Source organism: Janthinobacterium sp. GW822-FHT07H10, from assembly GCF_058798675.1.
Genome location: NZ_JBXAKS010000007.1, coordinates 1 through 16,268, shown reverse-complemented (window position 1 = coordinate 16,268; position 16,268 = coordinate 1). Strand labels below are relative to the sequence as shown.

Sequence of the window (16,268 nt, the reverse complement as noted above, 5' to 3'; positions counted from 1 at the left end):
CGTGCCGTGCGGCATAAACTGATCCGCTGTTTTTCGCTGCATCTGAGCCTGTCCGGTTTGTCCGCCAGCACTTACCATGTGGCCCTGAGACGCACAATGAGGATGACGGGCATGGCAGGGTTGGATATCGATGACGTTTAAGCAAAAATTTGGCATCCGCTGCGATGTCAATGGGCGGCCACATCCGCTGGCCTTCCTCGACTGCCGCGAACTCAACTATGGCCAGCACAGCGTGCTGCCGCTGCACCCGTTTCGCCTGAGCGTGCCGGAAACGGCGCTGGCGGGCCTGCTCGACGGGCCGTTCAACAGCTTCATCCAGACTTGCCGCGAAGATGACCTGCGGTACGAGGAAAGCGACTTGCCCCAGCTGATGCAGGCCGGCTATCCCGACATCACGGCCATGCTGGCGGGCCACCGGCCACTGCTGGCCGAGATGCTGGACGACTTCATGATCGGCGACCTGATGTGGGCCATCGGGCGCGCCAGCGGCTACTGCCGGCCCCGCGCCCGCTACTGGGGCGACGTCGAGGCGGCCGATGGCCGCGCGTATTTCACCGTCAATCAAGTGGAGAAAATCCATTTTGCCGATGGCCAGGTCCTATTCGAAGGGCAGGGCTACTACGGCGTGTACCTGATCTGGCTGACGCATGGCAAACGAACTGAAATAGGGACTTGACCTTCCTCGTGTGGGAAGGTTTATAGTCATGCCATGAACCGTGCCTTTTTCCGCTTTCTCGCCCGCTCGCTGCTCTGGCTGCTGGCCGTCACGCTGCCCCTGCAGGGCTTTGCGTCGGCCATGCGCAGCTGCTGCGTGGACGAGCTTGCGGTGGCCGTCAGCGTCGCCGCCATGCAGGCGCCGGCGCAGGCGCAGGCCCCCGAGTGCCACGACATGGGCGATATGGCCGGCATGCACATGCAGGACCAGCCGATGAAAATGGCCATGGACGATGGCGGCGCCACGCACCATGGCCACGATTGCAGCAACCATGGCGCCTGCACGGCGGGTGCCACGGCCCCGCCCGGCATGCCGCCGCTGCAAGCCTTGACCCTGCGCGCGCCGCCTCCGGCGCTGGCGCCCGATTCCCTGTTCGCCGGGCACATACCGTCCGGTCCCGAACGTCCCCCGAGAAGCACGCACTCCGCCTGACCGCCCGTTGAACCTGGCGGCGCCGCCGTCGCACGTCCCTGCACGTCGCGGCGGCCGCCCCGGCGTTCCTCCGGCGCGCTTGCCGCGCCATACCCTGTCATTCTAGGAATATCATGAAACACCTGTTCAGCCTTGCGCTGGCCACCGGCGTTGCGCTTGCGGCGCTACCGCTGGCCGCCAGTGCCGCCAGCCCTGCCGCCGCAACGCCCGGCCCCGCCGCGCCGCAAGCGGCGCAAGCAGCCGTGCCGGCCACCACTTACCGCTCCGCCTTCGCCGGCTACCGTCCCGCCGTCGAAGACGACGCCACGCCGGACCAGTCCTGGCGCGCCCTGAACCGGAAGGTTGGCGACGCCGGCGGCCACATGGGCATGATGAAGATGGACGGCCACAAGATGGACGGCCATGCCATGCCGGGTCACACGATGCCGATGGGGCACGCCATGCCCAAGCCCGATGCCAAGCCGGCCGACCAGCCGGCCCCGCAACACCACCATGAGGGGCATTGAGATGAGCCGTTTCAAGACATCGTATTGCCTGACGCCGCTGGCCCTGGCCGCCGCCCTGCTGCTCGGCGGCTGCGCCAGTTTCAGCCAGGATGGCGGCATGCAGGAAGTCGCCGCGCTGGCCGATGCCCGCACGGGCGCTCCCGCCGCGCTGGCGGACAAGGGCGGCGAGGACAAGCTGGCGCAGCTGCTGGCCCAGCCGCTGGATGCCGACAGCGCCGTGCGCATCGCCCTGATGAACAACCATGGCATGAAAGCGGCGCTGGCCCAGCTGGGCGCGTCCGAGGCCGACCTCGTGCAGGCGGGGCGCTTGCGCAACCCGGGCCTGTCGTTCGGCCGCTCGCACGGCAGCCACGGCAATGAAATCGACCGCGGCGTCAGTTTCGACCTGGCCGGCTTGCTGACCATGCCCCTGCGCGTGAACATCGAGCGGGGCCGCTTCGAGCAAGCCAAGCTGCAGGCGGCATCGTCTGCCGTGCAACTGGCGGCGGACACGCGCCGCGCCTACTTCACCGCCGTCGCGGCCGTGCAGACGGAAGCGTTCATGCAGCGGGCGCTGGTGTCGGCCGAGGCGGGCGCGCAGCTGGCCACGCGCCTGCAGCAGGCGGGCAACTGGAGCCGCCTCGACCAGGCGCGCCAGCAAGTGTTTTACGCGGACGCCGTCGGCGACCTGGCGCGCGCGCGCCACCAGGCGACGGCGACGCGCGAGCACCTGACGCGTTTGCTGGGCCTGTGGGGCAAGCAGACCAGCTTCACCTTGCCGTCGCGCCTGCCCGACTTGCCGGCCACCCCGGCCGACGCTCGCAATATCGAAGCGCAGGCCATGGAGCAGCGCCTCGACGTGCAGATGAGCAAACTCGACGCGCACGCGACGGCCGACGCGCTGGGCCTGTCGAAGGTGACGGGCTTCATCAACGTGCTCGACGTGGGTTATACCAACAAGAGCAGCAGCGAAGCGCCGCGCGAGAATGGCTACGAGGTCTCGCTGGAACTGCCCCTGTTCGACTGGGGCACGGCGCGCAACGCCAGGGCGCAAGCCTTGTACGAGCAGTCGCTGCAGCGCACGGCGGGCACGGCCGTGCGGGCCCGCTCGGAAGTGCGCGAGGCCTACTCCAGTTACCGCACGGCTTACGACCTGGCGCGCCACTACCGCGATGAAGTCGTGCCGCTGCGCAAGACGATCTCGCACGAAGTATTGCTGCGCTACAACGGCATGCTGGCCAGCGTGTTCGAGCTGCTGGCGGACGCCCGCGAGCAGGTGAGCAGCGTGAATGGCGCCATCGAGACCCAGCGCGATTTCTGGATCGCCCAAACGGCATTGCAATCGGCCATCAATGGCAGCGGCCCTGCCGACAAGGACTAATGATGATTACACGTAGAAACTTTTTCATGAATGCGGGCGCCGTCGCCCTGAGTGCGGCTGCCGTCAGCCGCGTCGGCGCGGCGTCGCTGCCGGAAGCCGTCAGCATGGCCGGTGCGGCAACGACAGCGCCGCCACCGCCGCCGAACGGCCGCCCCTTCCATCCCGTCGTCACCCTGAATGGCTGGTCCTTGCCCTGGCGCATGAACAACAACGTCAAGGAATTCCACCTCGTGGCCGAGCCCGTCGTGCGCGAACTGGCGCCCGGCATGCAGGCCAACCTGTGGGGCTACAACGGCCAGTCGCCGGGGCCCACCATCGAAGTGGTGGAGGGCGACCGTGTGCGCATTTTCGTCACCAACAAATTGCCGGAGCACACGAGCGTGCACTGGCATGGACAGCGCTTGCCGAACGGCATGGATGGCGTCACGGGGCTGACGCAGCCAGGTATTCCGCCTGGCAAGACCTTCGTCTATGAATTCGTTGCCAAGCGGCCCGGCACCTTCATGTACCACCCGCATGCCGATGAAATGACGCAGATGGCGATGGGCATGATGGGCTTCTGGGTGACGCACCCGAAAGACCCGAATTTCATGAAGGTGGACCGCGATTTCGTCTTCTTGCTCAGCAACTACGACATCGACCCCGGCAGCTACACGCCGAAGATCATGACTATGACGGATTTCAACCTGTTCACCTTCAACAGCCGCGTCTTCCCCGGCATCGACCCGATGGTGGTGCGCCAGGGCGACAAGGTGCGCGTGCGCGTGGGCAACCTCACCATGACGAACCACCCGATCCACATGCATGGCCATGAATTCGAGGTGACGGGCACGGATGGGGGCTGGACGCGCCCCGAATCGCGCTGGCCCGAAGTGACGACGGATATTGCCGTGGGTCAGATGCGCGCCGTGGAATTCATGGCCACGGACCTGGGCGACTGGGCTTTCCACTGCCATAAGTCGCACCACACGATGAATGCCATGGGGCATGACGTGCCGACCATGATCGGCGTCGACCACCAGGGCGTGGCGGCAAAGATCAACCAGCTGGTGCCCGGTTACATGGTAATGGGCGAGCGCGGCATGGCCGACATGGGCGAGATGCAGATGCCGATTCCCGACAACACCTTGCCGATGATGGCCGGCGACGGCCCGTTCGGCGCCATCGGCATGGGCGGCATGTTTACCACGGTAAAGGTGCGCAAGGACCAGAAGCCCGGCGATTACCGCGACCCTGGCTGGTACAAGCATCCGGCCGGCAGCGTGGCCCATGAATGGACGGGCGCCTTGCCGGAACCGGTGCGCGCCCAGGGGACGGGCAAGCCGGCGGCCAGGCGTGGCGTCGAGATGACGGTACGCAAGCCGGGCGGGCACGCGGGACATTAATCCGCAGGAACGGCTTGCCTAGCATGGCAAGCCGTTTTGCATGTTGCCCTAAATCAAGGAATTGTCGTTTGGTGACAATCCGAGCATTTTTTCTGCCCTTTTTTCTTTATATTCAAGCTATTACGTTTCTTGTAAACGCTGATCGTCCCCGTTGTGCCGCCGTACCAGGCGGTGGCGCCGGGCAAGGTGAAAAGGGGAAATCATGCTGAATCAGATGAAGGTGGGAACGCGCTTGCTGGCGGCATTTTTCTGTGTCGCCCTGATGGGGGCCATCGTGGCCGGCATCGGTATCTTCAACATGGGCAAGATCGACACCATGGCTGGCCAGATGTACAACAATGAATTGCTGGGTTTGTCGTATATCAAGGAAGCCAATATCGCCTTGATCAAGGTGGGCCGGGCGCGCAGCAATTTCCTGCTGGCTACCACGGCCGAGGAGCGCAGCCGGCGCCAGGCCGATATCGCCAAATTTCTCGAAACCAATAAAAGCAACCTGGCCAAGGCCCAGCCCCTGTTCGTCACGGCGGCCGCCAAGGAGCTGTTTGCCCGCTTTGCCACCGTCGAAGCCGAATACACGGCGACCATGCAGCAGGCGCTGACCCTGGCGGCAGCCGAGCCGCTGGCCCAGCGCAGCACCGCATTGACGGAGCTGCTGAACAAGACGCGCCAGCATGCCGACGAACTCGATGGCGTGCTGGAAAAACTGTCCTTGCAGAAAGAGGAGCGGGCCAAGGCGGCGGCCGACCAGGCGTCCAGCGTGTACCAGGCCAGCCGTACTTTCATGATCGCGCTGGTGCTGGGCAGCATGGCCGCCGGGCTGGCCCTGGGCGCGCTGATCACGCGCGCCCTGACGCGCCAGCTGGGCGGCGAACCCGCGTATGCCGTCCGGATCGCGGGCGCCATCGCCGAGGGCGACCTCACCGTGGATATCCGCACGGCAAGCCACGACAGCGCCAGCCTGCTGTACGCCATGAAAACCATGCGCGACAAGCTGGTGGGCATCGTCAGCCAGGTGCGCTCGGGCACGGATACCATCAATACGGCGTCCGGCGAAATCGCCCAGGGCAACCTCGACCTGTCGTCGCGCACGGAAGAGCAGGCCAGTTCGCTGGAAGAAACGGCTTCGTCGATGGAGGAACTGACGTCGGCCGTGCGCCAGAACGCGGACAATGCGCGCCAGGCCAATGTGCTGGCCGGCGCCGCCTCGGACGTGGCCGGCAAGGGCGGCGCCGTGGTGGGGCAGGTGGTGCAGACGATGGAATCGATCAACGCCTCTTCGCGCAAGATCGTCGACATCATCAGCGTCATCGACGGCATCGCCTTCCAGACGAATATCCTCGCCTTGAACGCGGCGGTGGAAGCGGCCAGGGCGGGCGAGGAAGGGCGCGGCTTCGCCGTCGTGGCGGCCGAAGTGCGCAACCTGGCGCAGCGCTCGGCCAGTGCCGCCAAGGAAATCAAGATCCTGATCGGCGACTCCGTCGAACAGGTGGAAATCGGCTCCAGGCTCGTGCATGACGCGGGCAGGACGATGGATGAGGTCGTCACCAGCGTGCGCCAGGTGGCCGACATCATGCAGGAAATCACGGCCGCCAGCGCCGAGCAGAGCGCCGGCATCGAGCAAGTCAACCAGGCCGTGCTGCAAATGGACCAGGTGACGCAGCAAAACGCGGCCCTCGTGGAAGAGGCGGCGGCCGCCGCCGAATCGCTGCAGGATCAGGCGCAAACCTTGACGGAGCTGGTGGGCGTGTTCCGCCTGCATGCCCAGGCCGAACGCATCGCCGTGCCGCCGGCCAGCAATGTGACGCCGCTGCGCCGGCCGGCGCCAGCGTTCAGGCACGGCGTGCGCCGGCTGGCCTGACGGCCGTTGGCCAGGCATAAGTGGCGCAGCGGTGGTAGGCTGTCGCCATCGCCTACTTTTGCCGGGACTCGTATGCCGCCGCTGTCACGCCTCTTGCCGCTCTTGAGCCCGCTATTCATGCTTTCCCTGCTGCTGGCGCCGCCGGCGCAGGCGCAGGACGGCGATCCCGTCCTGCCTTACCGTCCTTCCGTCGCCAGTCCCGCCCAGCTGCCCGCGCCGGGCCAGCTGGAATTCGAGGCCGGCGGCCTGCTGTCGAAAACGGACGGCGCGCGCCGCGCCAGCCTGCCGTACACCTTCAAACTGGCGTTCAGCCCCGAGTGGGGCATCTTGTTCGAAGGCGAGGCTTTCGTCCGCGCGCGCGATGAAACGGGGCGGCGTGAAACGGGCGTGGGCGACACGACCGTCGTGCTCAAGCGGGCATTCGTGCTCGACAGCGCCACGGCGCTGGGCCTGGAACTGGGCTGGAAGGCGCCGACGGCCAAGGACGCCATCGGCAGCGGCAAGAGCGACGTGTCGCTCAATGGCATTTTCAGCCGCGACCTGGGCGCCGTGCACATGGATATGAATCTGAACGCCACGCGCCTGGGCGCATCGGACCCCGGCACGGGCACCGTGCAAACGGGCTGGGCGGCGTCGTTTTCCACGCCCGTCAGTACGCGCTGGGGCGCCACGGCGGAAGTGTCGGGCACGCGCCTGCGCGGCGCGCCAGCCACGGCACAGCTCTTGCTGGCCGCCACCTACAGTCCCACGCCGCGGCTGGCCATCGATCTCGGCGTGGCGCGCGGCCTGACGGGGGCGTCGCCGGACTGGTCGCTGTTCAGTGGCTTGGTCGTACCCTTGGGCAAGTTGTGGTGAAATGGAAACGGCTATCCCTATGTGTCCTTGCGAACAAACGGCTTGCTGCACAAGGTCTACAATTGAGACATAACTGATAAAAGGAGTGTCTCCATGAAAACCCTCATTCTCGCTGCCGTCCTGCTGTCGGCAGCCACCGCAGCCGTTGCCCAGGTCGGCGTCTCCGTCACCGTGGGCCAGCCCGGCTTTTACGGACGCCTCGACATAGGCGACTATCCCGCGCCGCAATTGATCTATGCCCAGCCTGTCATCGTGCAGCGCCCCCAATACTATTCGGCCCGCCCCATCTATTTGCGCGTGCCGCCCGGCCATGCGAAAAACTGGTCCAAGCACTGCCGCAAGTATAATGCCTGTAACCAAGAAGTATATTTCGTCCAGGATAGTTGGTATAACAACCAGTATGTGCCCCGTTACCGCCAGCAGCATGGCGACCATGGCCGTCCCGATTACGGCGACCGCGGCCGTCATGACGACAGGCGCGACAAGCATGACAAGCACTTTGACAAGCATGATGACAAGCGCGATAAACATGAAGGCAAGCGCGACAAGCATGATGACAATCCGGGCAGAGGCCATGGCAACGGTAACGGGCGCAGGGACTAAACAAGCAAGCAGGAGGATCTTTGCATAGTAAAATCGTAATCGTAGGTGGCGGAGCAGGCGGCCTGGAGCTGGCCTGCAAACTCAGCCGCAAGCTCGGCGCCGGTCAGGTAACCCTGGTCGACAGCCGCCTGTACCATATCTGGAAACCGTCGCTGCATGAAGTGGCGGCGGGTACGCTGGACATCCACCAGGAAGGCCTGTCGTACCAGATGCTGGCGCACGACAATGGCTTTACCTATGTGTATGGTCCCCTGATCGCGCTCGACGCGGCATCGAACAGCCTCACCGTGGGCGCCATCGCCACCGACAAGGATGAACAATTGTTGCCGCAGCGCCAGGTCAGCTACGACCAGCTGGTGCTGGCCGTGGGCAGCACGTCGAATTATTTTGGCGTTCCCGGCGCCCAGGAAAACACGATTTCCCTGAATGCGACGGAAGATGCCGAGCGTTTCCGTCTGACCCTGCTCAAGCTGCTGGCCATGGCCGAGCAGCGCCAGGGCGACGCCGGCCATCCCGGTGTCGACATCGTCATCATCGGCGGCGGCGCCACGGGCGTGGAGCTGGCCGCCGAGCTGCGCGAAGCGAGCGGCGTGTACGCGGCCTACGGTTTCCAGAATCTGAACGCCATCAAGGATGTGCGCATCACCCTGCTCGAAGGGGCGCCGCGCATCCTGGCGCCGCTACCCGAGCGCGTCTCCATCGCCGCCTCGAAGCTGCTGCACAAGCATGGCATCACGGTGGTGACGGACACGCGCGTGACGGCGATCGAATCCGACCAGGTGACGGTGGCCAGCGGCACCAGCTATGCGGCCGATATCTGCGTGTGGGCCGCCGGCATCCGCGCGCCCGAATTTCTCTCGACTCTGGGCTTGCCGACGAACCGCGCCGGCCAGCTGGAAGTGACGGGCATGCTCAATGTGCAGGGCCATGCGAATATCTACGCGCTCGGCGATTGCGCCGCCTGTGCCGGCGCCGATGGCAAGCTGGTGCCGCCGCGCGCCCAGGCCGCCCACCAGCAGGCCGATTACCTGCTGAAGACTTTCGTGTTGCAGGCGAAGGGCAAGCCGCCGCAAACCAAGCCATATGAATACCTGGACTACGGTTCGCTCGTGTCGTTCGGCCGCACCACCTCGGTCGGTACCCTGATGGGGTCGCTCAAGGGCTTGAGCTGGTTCGTCGAAGGCTTTGTCGCGCGCATGATGTATGTCAGCCTGCACCTGATGCACCACAATGCCGTGCTGGGCAGCGTGCGCACGGCCGTCATGGCCATGGGACGCTTCCTGATCAAGCGCAGCACGCCGCAGGTCAAGCTGCATTAATCAAGCTGCACTAAGCGGCTTGTTCTGGATCAGAAGAGGGGCCTTGCGGCCCCTTTTTTTATTTGCCGCGCGCGACTGGCGCCGCCTCGCAGCGGCCCCGCGTCATGGGGAAGTCGATGGTGGCGGGCTTGCCCTTCAAGCTGCCGGTGATGCTGGCGTGCAAGATGCGCTCGCTGTCGCGGCGGTAGATGATGCGGCTGGGGAAGTCGTTGTCCAGGTTGGCGAAGATGAATTCATTCGGTTTGTCCTGGCGCAACAGATTGAAGACGACGGGCGGCTGGCCCGACGGTTGCACGATGTAGGCCAGCTGGCCCGGCTCGGTGAGGCGGATCTGCACGAATTCAAAGGCCGTCGTCTTGCCGCCCTTGACGGTGCGGCTGGTGCCGAGGATGGTGCCGCCGGCGGCCGTGCTCCATTGTTCGCCGGAACCGGGTTCGGCGCCGTCGACCAGCCAGCAGCCGGCCAGCCACGCCAGCTTGTCGACCGTGTCCGGCGGCGGCGCGGCCTTTTCGGCGGCCTGGGCGGCGCCCATGCCCATCAGGGCTGCCAGCAAGGTTGTGATGAGTCGTTGCATGTCATCTCCTGTCGTTGATTGCTTGATGTCCCAAGGGCGCGCCGGGGGCGCACCTGCCCAGTGTAGCCGATGCTGGGTTGCACACTGCAAACACTTTATACTCAGGCAAGATGCCAGCCTTCCCCACCACCATGCAGAGGACAACCATGCAAGACACTTCCACGCAGCCGTCCGGCGCCGCCATGCCGGCCCCGTTCGATTACCGCTTCATCAGCCTGGCCAGCCTGGGCCTGGAGCCGGCGCAGCTCGACTTTTACCAGTTGCTGCTGTCCTGCGCGGGCGAGGATCATGCGGAAGAGAAAATGCGGCAGGTATTGCGTTTCCGCATGGATGGCTATGGCAGGGCCAGCTTCATAGGGCGCCTGGATGCGCTGCCGGCGCCGCTGGCGAGCTTCCCCCAGTGGCGTCCCGAGCTCGAAGGCTGGCTTGGCGAACTGGCGCGCGAAGACTTGCTGGCACGCGCGGGTGTGCTGCTGGGTCAGCCTGCCGGCGCCTTCCTCGCCTCGGCCGGCTGGCGGCAGGCGCTGCCTGATGTCTGGCAAAGCTTGCTGGCGCTGGCCTGGACGCAGGCGGGCAATCCTGCCGATGCCGCCCTGGCGGCGCCATTGACGGAGGTGCTACGTGTTGGACATTTTTTGCACGTGCTGGCGGGCGACCGGGCCAGCCTGGCAAGTCAGGGCCAACGCCGCGCCGCGCTCGCCGCGCAGCTGGTGCTGCCGGACATGGTGACGCCGCCGCGCTGAGGCGGCGGGGGATTATGCTTTTGGCGTGATGCGCGGCAAGACCACGGTCAGGGCCGTGCCGCCTTGCGGGTTGGCCGCCAGGCTGAGGCTGCCGCCCAGGTAATGCACGCGCTCGCGCACGGAACGCAGGCCGTGCTTGCTCATTTCGACCGCTTCGCTGGCCGGCAAGCCCACGCCGTTATCCTTGATGGTCATCATCAGCGCTTCCTCGTTGTCGTCGATGATGATGTCCACTTCCGTTGCCTGGGAATGGGTGGCGATGTTGCTGAGCGCCTCTTCCAGGGTGCGCAGCAGGGCCACGCCCACGTTGCGCGGACAAATCAGTTCATCTTCGGGCAAGCTGCAGCGCACGGTGATCTTGTGCTGTTCGGCAAATTGCGCGGCCAGTTCGCCCAGCGCCACATTCACGCCCAGGAATTCCAGCTTGTCGTTCCACAGCTTCATCTGCATCTGGCGGTTGGTCTCGATCACATTCAGCAGCAATTGCTTCATGGTCGCCGCGCGGTCGAGCAGGGCCGCTTCCTGCGGCATCTTTTGCGTCAGCAGCGACAAGTGCATGGTCAGCGCCGTCAGCGAGGAGCCGAGGCTGTCGTGCAGCTGGCGCGACAGGGCGCGCCGTTCATTGTCCCAGCTGGTGTTGACATGTCCCAGCAACTCGCTGAGATCGGCGGCGCGTTCCGCATCGGCCTGGGCCGCTTCCTTGTTCGGATCTGTTTGTGCGGACATAGCGCCCCGTGAATGGTGAGAGGAGAGGACCAAATTCAAGTTGTGGATCATACATGAGGATTTCATCGCAGGGCGCATGGATGGAAAATTTCTGTCTTTTCGGCAATTTTAATCTCTATCCATCATTTTTATGCTAAGCACAACATTATGTTACATGCACGGCGGCAAATATTCTTCCATCCCTTGCGTACGGCTGCGCACATACCGGCCCGCACGCTGCTGCCATAGTGTGGCTGTGCGTCATTCATCTCAGTGCAGCATCGCCGCCATCGTGGCGCAGGGCGCGGTACCGGCCCTTTTACCGTAATGAAAGGATATGCCATGAATATCGATACCATCGTAGACCAGGACTATGCCGGCAAAAGCTTCCGCGACATCGTCAATGCCCCCATCAGCGCCTTGCGCGGCGTCAGCGCGAAGGACGCCAAGGCCTTGCAGCAGGCGTTCGGCGTGACCACCGTGCGCGAATTGTCCAACCTCAATTTCGTCAAGTGGGCCAGCGCGCTGGCCATCCTCGCCGATGAGGAAGGCATGAGCGGCGAGGAGCGGGCCAAGGAGGAATTGCTCGACGATGCCGTGGAAATGACGTTTCCCGCCAGCGACCCGATTTCCGTCGATGCCGGCATCACGCGCATCGAAGTATCGCCGGACACCGTGAACGCGCAGACGGACCACCAGCATGCGGGCAAGCATGAAGTGACGGCCGGTAAGAAATAACGTGGTGTAACAGGCAAAAACCGGGTCGCCGCATGGCCGCCCGGTTTTTTTTGCGTGCGTCATGGCAACGCGGGTCAGGCGATCGAGGGAATACTGCTTTTCTGCATGTTGACTTGCGGTACGATCACTTCGTGCGGCGAGCAGCAAAAGCGGTTCTTGCCAGCGCGCTTGGCTTCATACAGGGCCGTGTCGGCCGCGCCCAGCAGCGATTCGACGGAGCTGGCGTCGTCCGGATAGATGGCGATGCCGATGCTGGTCGACAGGCGCAAGGTCAGGTCGTTGATGAAATACGGCTCGGAAATGACTTCGATCAGCTTGGCGGCCGGTTCGCGCGCGTCGCCCTTGCCGGCCAGGTTGCCCAGCACGATGACGAATTCGTCGCCGCCGATGCGCGCCACCGTGTCTTCCTTGCGCGAGGCGCCGACCAGGCGCGTTGCCACCATTTTCAGGATTTCGTCGCCATAGCCGTGGCCGTAGCTGTCGTTGATGGCCTTGAAGCCGTCCAGGTCCAGGTACAGGATGGCCGACTTGCCGCGGTTGCGGGCCGAATGCTGCAAGGTGTGCTCGATGCGGTCTTCCAGCAGGCGCCGGTTGGGCAGGCCCGTCAGCGGGTCATGCAGCGCCAGTTCCTGCTGCTGCTTGCTGTATTGCGCCAGTTCCTTGTACAGCAGGCGCACTTCCAGCATGTTGTGGATGCGCTTGTGCACTTCCATCAGGTCGAAGGGCTTGCTGATGAAGTCGCGCGCGCCCGCTTCCAGGGCGGCGATCTTGAAGCTTGGCTGTGCCGTCAGCGCCAGCACGGGCAGGTAGCCGCCATGCTCGATTTCTTTCAAGCCTTTCATGACCTGGAAACCGTTCAGTTCAGGCATTTGCAAGTCCAGCAGGATCAGGTCGTAGCAATGCTCCAGGTGCAGCGGGCAGACCTGGGCTGGCCGCATGGTGGCCGTGACGTTGGTATAACCGGCATCGCGCAGGATTTCCAGCATCAGGTCGACATTGTCGGGTGAATCGTCGACGACCAAAATTTTGGCTTTCAAAATCTCATCTTGGCTGGGCATGTGTGGTCTCGGTTAATACGGTCAATGCAACGCTGGCTTTCACCGCAGCGTATGGGCTGGCGGCGCGGCTGACGGCGGGTCGGAAAGATAGTAGCGCCTTGCAACAAGATAGGGCGCACAACAGCGCATGAACTCGCCGTCGCCGCTCTTGGCAGCCAAGGTCGCCTGTCTCCAGCCTGCCGTACAGGTGTACTTCTACGTTTCAGTGTAGCAAAGTTGACGTAAGTTGCTTGTAGGACAGTGCCGCGTGTGCAAGTAGGAAGGCTAACCCATAGCAATGATCATTTTGTTCTGGGTAATTTATTTCTTTATATCATCTTTGTGGGCGGTTTCAGGACTGGGCGTCGGCCAGGCGGGATGCCGCCAGCTGCGCCACGGCCGCCAGCAGCTCGAGCGGGTCCAGCGGTTTGGAAATGTAGGCCTGGAAGCCGCTGTCGAGCGCCTGCTGGCGGTCTTGCGGCCGCGCAAATGCCGTCAGCGCCAGCGCGGGCAGGGTGTCCGCGGGCGCGCAGGCGCGTAGCTGCGCCAGCAAGTCGAAGCCGTCCACGCCTGGCATGCCGATGTCGCTGACCAGCACATGCGGCTGCACGCTGGCCAGCAGTTGCAGCGCTTGTGCGGCGCTGTCGGCGCTGTGTACGTCAGCATGGCTGTCGCGCAAGATGCGCTCCGTCAGCTCGCGCGCATCGGCCTCGTCATCGACCAGCAGCACCGTGACGCCGCGCAAATCGCGCAGGGCGGGCGCGCCGCCGTCGGGCCTGCGTACCGCCGCGGCTGGCGGATTCACGGGCAGGCGCACGGTGAAACTGGCGCCCTGCATGTCGCCGGCGCTGCTGGCCGTGGCCGTGCCGCCGTGCAGCTCCACCAGATGCTTGACGATGGCCAGTCCCAGCCCCAGCCCGCCATGCTTGCGCGTGGTCGAGGCGTCGGCCTGGCGGAAGCGGTCGAACACATGGGGCAGGAACTCTTTCTTGATGCCGATGCCGTTGTCGGCCACCGTGATGGCCAGGCGCGCGCCATCGCGGCGCACGCTGATGTCGACCTGTCCCCCTTGCGGCGTGAATTTCAGGGCATTCGACAGCAGGTTCCAGATCACCTGCTGCATGCGGCTGGGGTCGGCCGGGATGGTGCCGGCATCGCTGGCGATGTCGCTGTGGATGGCGATGTGCTTGGCGTCCGCCGCCGGGCGCAGGGTTTCGACGGCCGAGGCGATGATGTTGGCGGGCACGAGGGTTTGCAGGTCGAGCAATACCTTGTCGGAAGTGATGCGGCTCATGTCGAGCAAGTCTTCGATCAGTTGCGCCTGCGCGCGCGCATTGCGTTCGATGCTTTGCAAGCCGCGGTGCAGGTCGGCCTGGTCGCGCGTGCCGCGCCGCAGCACCTGGGCCCAGCCGAGGATGGCCGACAGGGGCGTGCGCAGTTCGTGCGACAGGGTGGCCAGGAAATCGTCTTTCAGCTGGTTCGTGCGCTCGGCCTCGGCGCGCGCCTCGCGTTCGCTGTCGAGCAGTGCCTTGCGTTCCTCGGCGGCGCGCGTGGCGGCCGCATACAGGCGCGTGTTGTCGAGCGCGACGGCGGCCTGGGCCGCGATGGCCGAGACGATGCGTTCGCTGCGGGCGCTGAACATGCCCGGCTGCGGGTGGCCCAGCAGCAAGCGCCCCAGCAGCTGGCCCGAGCGCGAGCTGACGGGCAGGCTCAGGCAGCTGCGCAGCGGTGGCGCGCCGTCACCGTTGCCGTCCGGCGCCGTCTGCAAGTCATTCTGGCGCGTTGCCGGCCCCAGGCGCAGTTCGGCGGCGATGGCGTCGGCCTGGGCCAGGCTGATGCCGCTCACGGCGCGCGCCGCCGGCAAGGCTGGCGTCTGGGCGCCGCGCGCCGCGTTGTGGCGGTGTACGGCGTGCTCGTCGCCATGGTAATAAAAAGCGCCGAAGCGCGCGCCGCTGATGTGCGTGGCCGCATCGACGGTTTCCTGCAGCAGGGCGGGCAGGTCGAGCGTGCCGGCCAGCGCTGCGCCCGTGTTATTGAGCAATTCCAGCACGCGCGTCTCGTCGCGCAACGCTTCCTGCGCCCGCTTGACCTGGTCGACGTCGGTACTCGTGCCAAACCAGCGCAGCAGCTGGCCGCCGCGGTCGTGCACGGGATTGGCGCGCGTCAGGAACCAGCGGTACTGACCGTCGCGGCCGCGGATGGGGAATTCCATCTCGAACGGCGTGCCGTCGCGCAGGGCGGCCTTCCAGCCCAGCAGCATTTGCGGCAGGTACTGCGCGTCGTAGGCGATGCTCCAGCCGTCGCCCGCCATCTGTTCGGCGCTGGTGCCCGTATAGTCGTGCCAGCGCTGGTTGTACCAGGAAAGCGTGCCATCGAAGCTGGCGATCCATGCCAGCTGCGGTATGGAGTTGGCCAGCACGCGCAAGTTTTCCTCGCTCTGGCGCAGGCTTTCCTCGGCCGCCTTGCGCTGGCTGATATCCTGGATATACGCCGTCAGTCCTTCGCTGGAGGGGAAGATGCGCATTTCCAGCCAGCGCCCCAGCGGCGGGTAAAACAGTTCGAAGCTGCCGCCGTGCTGCTGCGCCATGGCGTGCCGGTACTGCGTTTCCACTTCCGTGCCCGGCAGCCCGGGACAGGCATGCCACAGGCTGCTGCCGGCCAGGCTGGCGCCCAGCGGCCGCTGTGGCGCCAGCATGTCGGCGCCGCGCGTGTTGATATAGCGGATGGTCCAGTCGCGGTCGAGCAGGCAAAAACCGTCGGTGATGCCTTCAAGCAAGTTGCTCAGGTGCTCGTCCGATAGGCTCGGCAGCGCCGATGGCGGTAGCAGATCTTGCTTGCGTTCATGCTTGGCCATCGGAAATCCTGCAACAGTTAGTCTGCCGCACAAGCTGCCTTGCCCTGCCGGGCCGCCGTTTCCCGGCGGGCCGGCACGCCGCGCTGCCGTCGCTGAGCTCAGTTAAATGGGTCATGATGGGAAGTGCCCGCCGTCATGTCAGTGTGTAAGTGCAAGCGCCCTTATCTGGCTGGTATTGTAGCCCCAAGCGGCGCGCCGCCACCACACGCTTGCGCGCCCCGGGCCCGGCCCGTGGCGACCGATGCCGGGCCCACATCGCGGCGGCGTGCAGATAGCACTGGACAGGCTGGAAAGCAGTCCCTATAATCCCGCTTCTTTCGAGACAGCAACTTCTCGATTCGCTGGATGCCCCCTGTGAAAGCAGAAGTGTTCGGCGATAAAAAGGCGCAAGCTTTTTGGCGGTGAAAAGGTAGTCGATCGTGCGGGGCGGTATTCTGCAAAATCAGCTAAGCGATTGAAAAATCGAACTTTTCAAAGCGAAATGAATACGCTATAATGTTTGCCTGCGCGGCTGTAGCTCAGCTGGATAGAGTACTTGGCTACGAACCAAGGGGTCGTGGGTTCAATTCCTGCCAGCCGCACCA

General features: G+C 64.7%; 15 protein-coding genes and 1 tRNA gene. 12 read left to right on the top strand and 4 right to left on the bottom strand.

Going from position 1 to position 16,268, the window contains the following annotated elements; all coding sequences use genetic code 11:
* Positions 1-130 precede the first annotated feature (130 nt).
* The 9 genes from AC1RDJ_RS16790 to AC1RDJ_RS16750 all read left to right on the top strand — a co-directional run bounded on the left by AC1RDJ_RS16790 (position 131) and on the right by AC1RDJ_RS16750 (position 9,033).
* On the top strand, positions 131-676 hold the full coding sequence (locus tag AC1RDJ_RS16790) for a hypothetical protein (RefSeq protein ID WP_493028167.1): 546 nt from the start codon (positions 131-133) through the stop codon (positions 674-676).
* A 33-nt stretch (positions 677-709) separates the two neighbouring features.
* Entirely contained in the window at positions 710-1,147 is a 438-nt protein-coding gene (locus AC1RDJ_RS16785; protein WP_071323005.1) for a hypothetical protein, read from the top strand.
* A gap of 113 nt (positions 1,148-1,260) precedes the next feature.
* Positions 1,261-1,653: a hypothetical protein gene (locus AC1RDJ_RS16780; protein ID WP_493028166.1), complete on the top strand. Its 393-nt coding sequence runs from the start codon at positions 1,261-1,263 to the stop codon at positions 1,651-1,653.
* A gap of 1 nt (position 1,654) precedes the next feature.
* Positions 1,655-3,013 carry a TolC family protein gene (locus AC1RDJ_RS16775; RefSeq protein ID WP_493028165.1) on the top strand — a complete coding sequence of 453 codons (1,359 nt, stop codon included), beginning with the start codon at positions 1,655-1,657 and terminating at the stop codon, positions 3,011-3,013.
* Positions 3,014-3,015: 2 nt separating this feature from the next.
* A complete protein-coding gene (locus AC1RDJ_RS16770; protein ID WP_493028164.1) occupies positions 3,016-4,398 on the top strand; it encodes a multicopper oxidase family protein in 1,383 nt (460 codons plus the stop codon).
* Between the two features lie 202 nt (positions 4,399-4,600).
* Entirely contained in the window at positions 4,601-6,256 is a 1,656-nt protein-coding gene (locus tag AC1RDJ_RS16765) for a methyl-accepting chemotaxis protein (RefSeq protein ID WP_289885981.1), read from the top strand.
* A 117-nt stretch (positions 6,257-6,373) separates the two neighbouring features.
* Positions 6,374-7,111 carry a transporter gene (locus tag AC1RDJ_RS16760; protein WP_493028163.1) on the top strand — a complete coding sequence of 246 codons (738 nt, stop codon included), beginning with the start codon at positions 6,374-6,376 and terminating at the stop codon, positions 7,109-7,111.
* 93 nt (positions 7,112-7,204) lie between these two features.
* The gene (locus AC1RDJ_RS16755; protein ID WP_493028162.1) at positions 7,205-7,714 is read left to right on the top strand and encodes a hypothetical protein; all 510 of its coding nucleotides are present in this window, start codon (positions 7,205-7,207) and stop codon (positions 7,712-7,714) included.
* Positions 7,715-7,734: 20 nt separating this feature from the next.
* Positions 7,735-9,033, top strand: coding sequence for an NAD(P)/FAD-dependent oxidoreductase (locus AC1RDJ_RS16750; RefSeq protein ID WP_493028161.1), 1,299 nt, complete (start codon positions 7,735-7,737; stop codon positions 9,031-9,033).
* Between the two features lie 58 nt (positions 9,034-9,091).
* On the opposite strand, the gene AC1RDJ_RS16745 is transcribed toward AC1RDJ_RS16750, so the two are convergent.
* A complete protein-coding gene (locus AC1RDJ_RS16745; protein ID WP_071323012.1) occupies positions 9,092-9,607 on the bottom strand; it encodes a DUF6265 family protein in 516 nt (171 codons plus the stop codon).
* Positions 9,608-9,753: 146 nt separating this feature from the next.
* Here AC1RDJ_RS16745 and AC1RDJ_RS16740 point away from each other — a divergent pair, with 146 nt between their 5' ends.
* The gene (locus tag AC1RDJ_RS16740; protein WP_493028159.1) at positions 9,754-10,350 is read left to right on the top strand and encodes a hypothetical protein; all 597 of its coding nucleotides are present in this window, start codon (positions 9,754-9,756) and stop codon (positions 10,348-10,350) included.
* Between the two features lie 12 nt (positions 10,351-10,362).
* Here AC1RDJ_RS16740 and AC1RDJ_RS16735 read toward each other — a convergent pair whose 3' ends face one another.
* Positions 10,363-11,076: a sensor histidine kinase gene (locus AC1RDJ_RS16735; RefSeq protein ID WP_493028158.1), complete on the bottom strand. Its 714-nt coding sequence runs from the start codon at positions 11,074-11,076 to the stop codon at positions 10,363-10,365.
* 321 nt (positions 11,077-11,397) lie between these two features.
* Here AC1RDJ_RS16735 and AC1RDJ_RS16730 point away from each other — a divergent pair, with 321 nt between their 5' ends.
* Positions 11,398-11,793 (top strand): hypothetical protein, encoded by a 396-nt coding sequence (locus AC1RDJ_RS16730; protein WP_493028157.1) that lies wholly within the window; start codon positions 11,398-11,400, stop codon positions 11,791-11,793.
* Positions 11,794-11,867: 74 nt separating this feature from the next.
* Here AC1RDJ_RS16730 and AC1RDJ_RS16725 read toward each other — a convergent pair whose 3' ends face one another.
* Positions 11,868-12,851 (bottom strand): GGDEF domain-containing response regulator, encoded by a 984-nt coding sequence (locus AC1RDJ_RS16725; RefSeq protein ID WP_071323016.1) that lies wholly within the window; start codon positions 12,849-12,851, stop codon positions 11,868-11,870.
* A gap of 331 nt (positions 12,852-13,182) precedes the next feature.
* Positions 13,183-15,684: a hybrid sensor histidine kinase/response regulator gene (locus tag AC1RDJ_RS16720; protein ID WP_493028156.1), complete on the bottom strand. Its 2,502-nt coding sequence runs from the start codon at positions 15,682-15,684 to the stop codon at positions 13,183-13,185.
* 507 nt (positions 15,685-16,191) lie between these two features.
* On the opposite strand from AC1RDJ_RS16720, the gene AC1RDJ_RS16715 reads away from it, so the two are divergent.
* A tRNA-Arg gene (locus AC1RDJ_RS16715) sits at positions 16,192-16,268 on the top strand.

Coding starts and splice junctions, on each gene's coding strand:
- AC1RDJ_RS16790 (WP_493028167.1), top strand. CDS start 131: ATGACGTTTAAGCAAAAATTTGGCATCCGCTGCGATGTCAATGGGCGG.
- AC1RDJ_RS16785 (WP_071323005.1), top strand. CDS start 710: ATGAACCGTGCCTTTTTCCGCTTTCTCGCCCGCTCGCTGCTCTGGCTG.
- AC1RDJ_RS16780 (WP_493028166.1), top strand. CDS start 1,261: ATGAAACACCTGTTCAGCCTTGCGCTGGCCACCGGCGTTGCGCTTGCG.
- AC1RDJ_RS16775 (WP_493028165.1), top strand. CDS start 1,655: ATGAGCCGTTTCAAGACATCGTATTGCCTGACGCCGCTGGCCCTGGCC.
- AC1RDJ_RS16770 (WP_493028164.1), top strand. CDS start 3,016: ATGATTACACGTAGAAACTTTTTCATGAATGCGGGCGCCGTCGCCCTG.
- AC1RDJ_RS16765 (WP_289885981.1), top strand. CDS start 4,601: ATGCTGAATCAGATGAAGGTGGGAACGCGCTTGCTGGCGGCATTTTTC.
- AC1RDJ_RS16760 (WP_493028163.1), top strand. CDS start 6,374: ATGCTTTCCCTGCTGCTGGCGCCGCCGGCGCAGGCGCAGGACGGCGAT.
- AC1RDJ_RS16755 (WP_493028162.1), top strand. CDS start 7,205: ATGAAAACCCTCATTCTCGCTGCCGTCCTGCTGTCGGCAGCCACCGCA.
- AC1RDJ_RS16745 (WP_071323012.1), bottom strand. CDS start 9,607: ATGCAACGACTCATCACAACCTTGCTGGCAGCCCTGATGGGCATGGGC.
- AC1RDJ_RS16740 (WP_493028159.1), top strand. CDS start 9,754: ATGCAAGACACTTCCACGCAGCCGTCCGGCGCCGCCATGCCGGCCCCG.
- AC1RDJ_RS16735 (WP_493028158.1), bottom strand. CDS start 11,076: ATGTCCGCACAAACAGATCCGAACAAGGAAGCGGCCCAGGCCGATGCG.
- AC1RDJ_RS16730 (WP_493028157.1), top strand. CDS start 11,398: ATGAATATCGATACCATCGTAGACCAGGACTATGCCGGCAAAAGCTTC.
- AC1RDJ_RS16725 (WP_071323016.1), bottom strand. CDS start 12,851: ATGCCCAGCCAAGATGAGATTTTGAAAGCCAAAATTTTGGTCGTCGAC.
- AC1RDJ_RS16720 (WP_493028156.1), bottom strand. CDS start 15,684: ATGGCCAAGCATGAACGCAAGCAAGATCTGCTACCGCCATCGGCGCTG.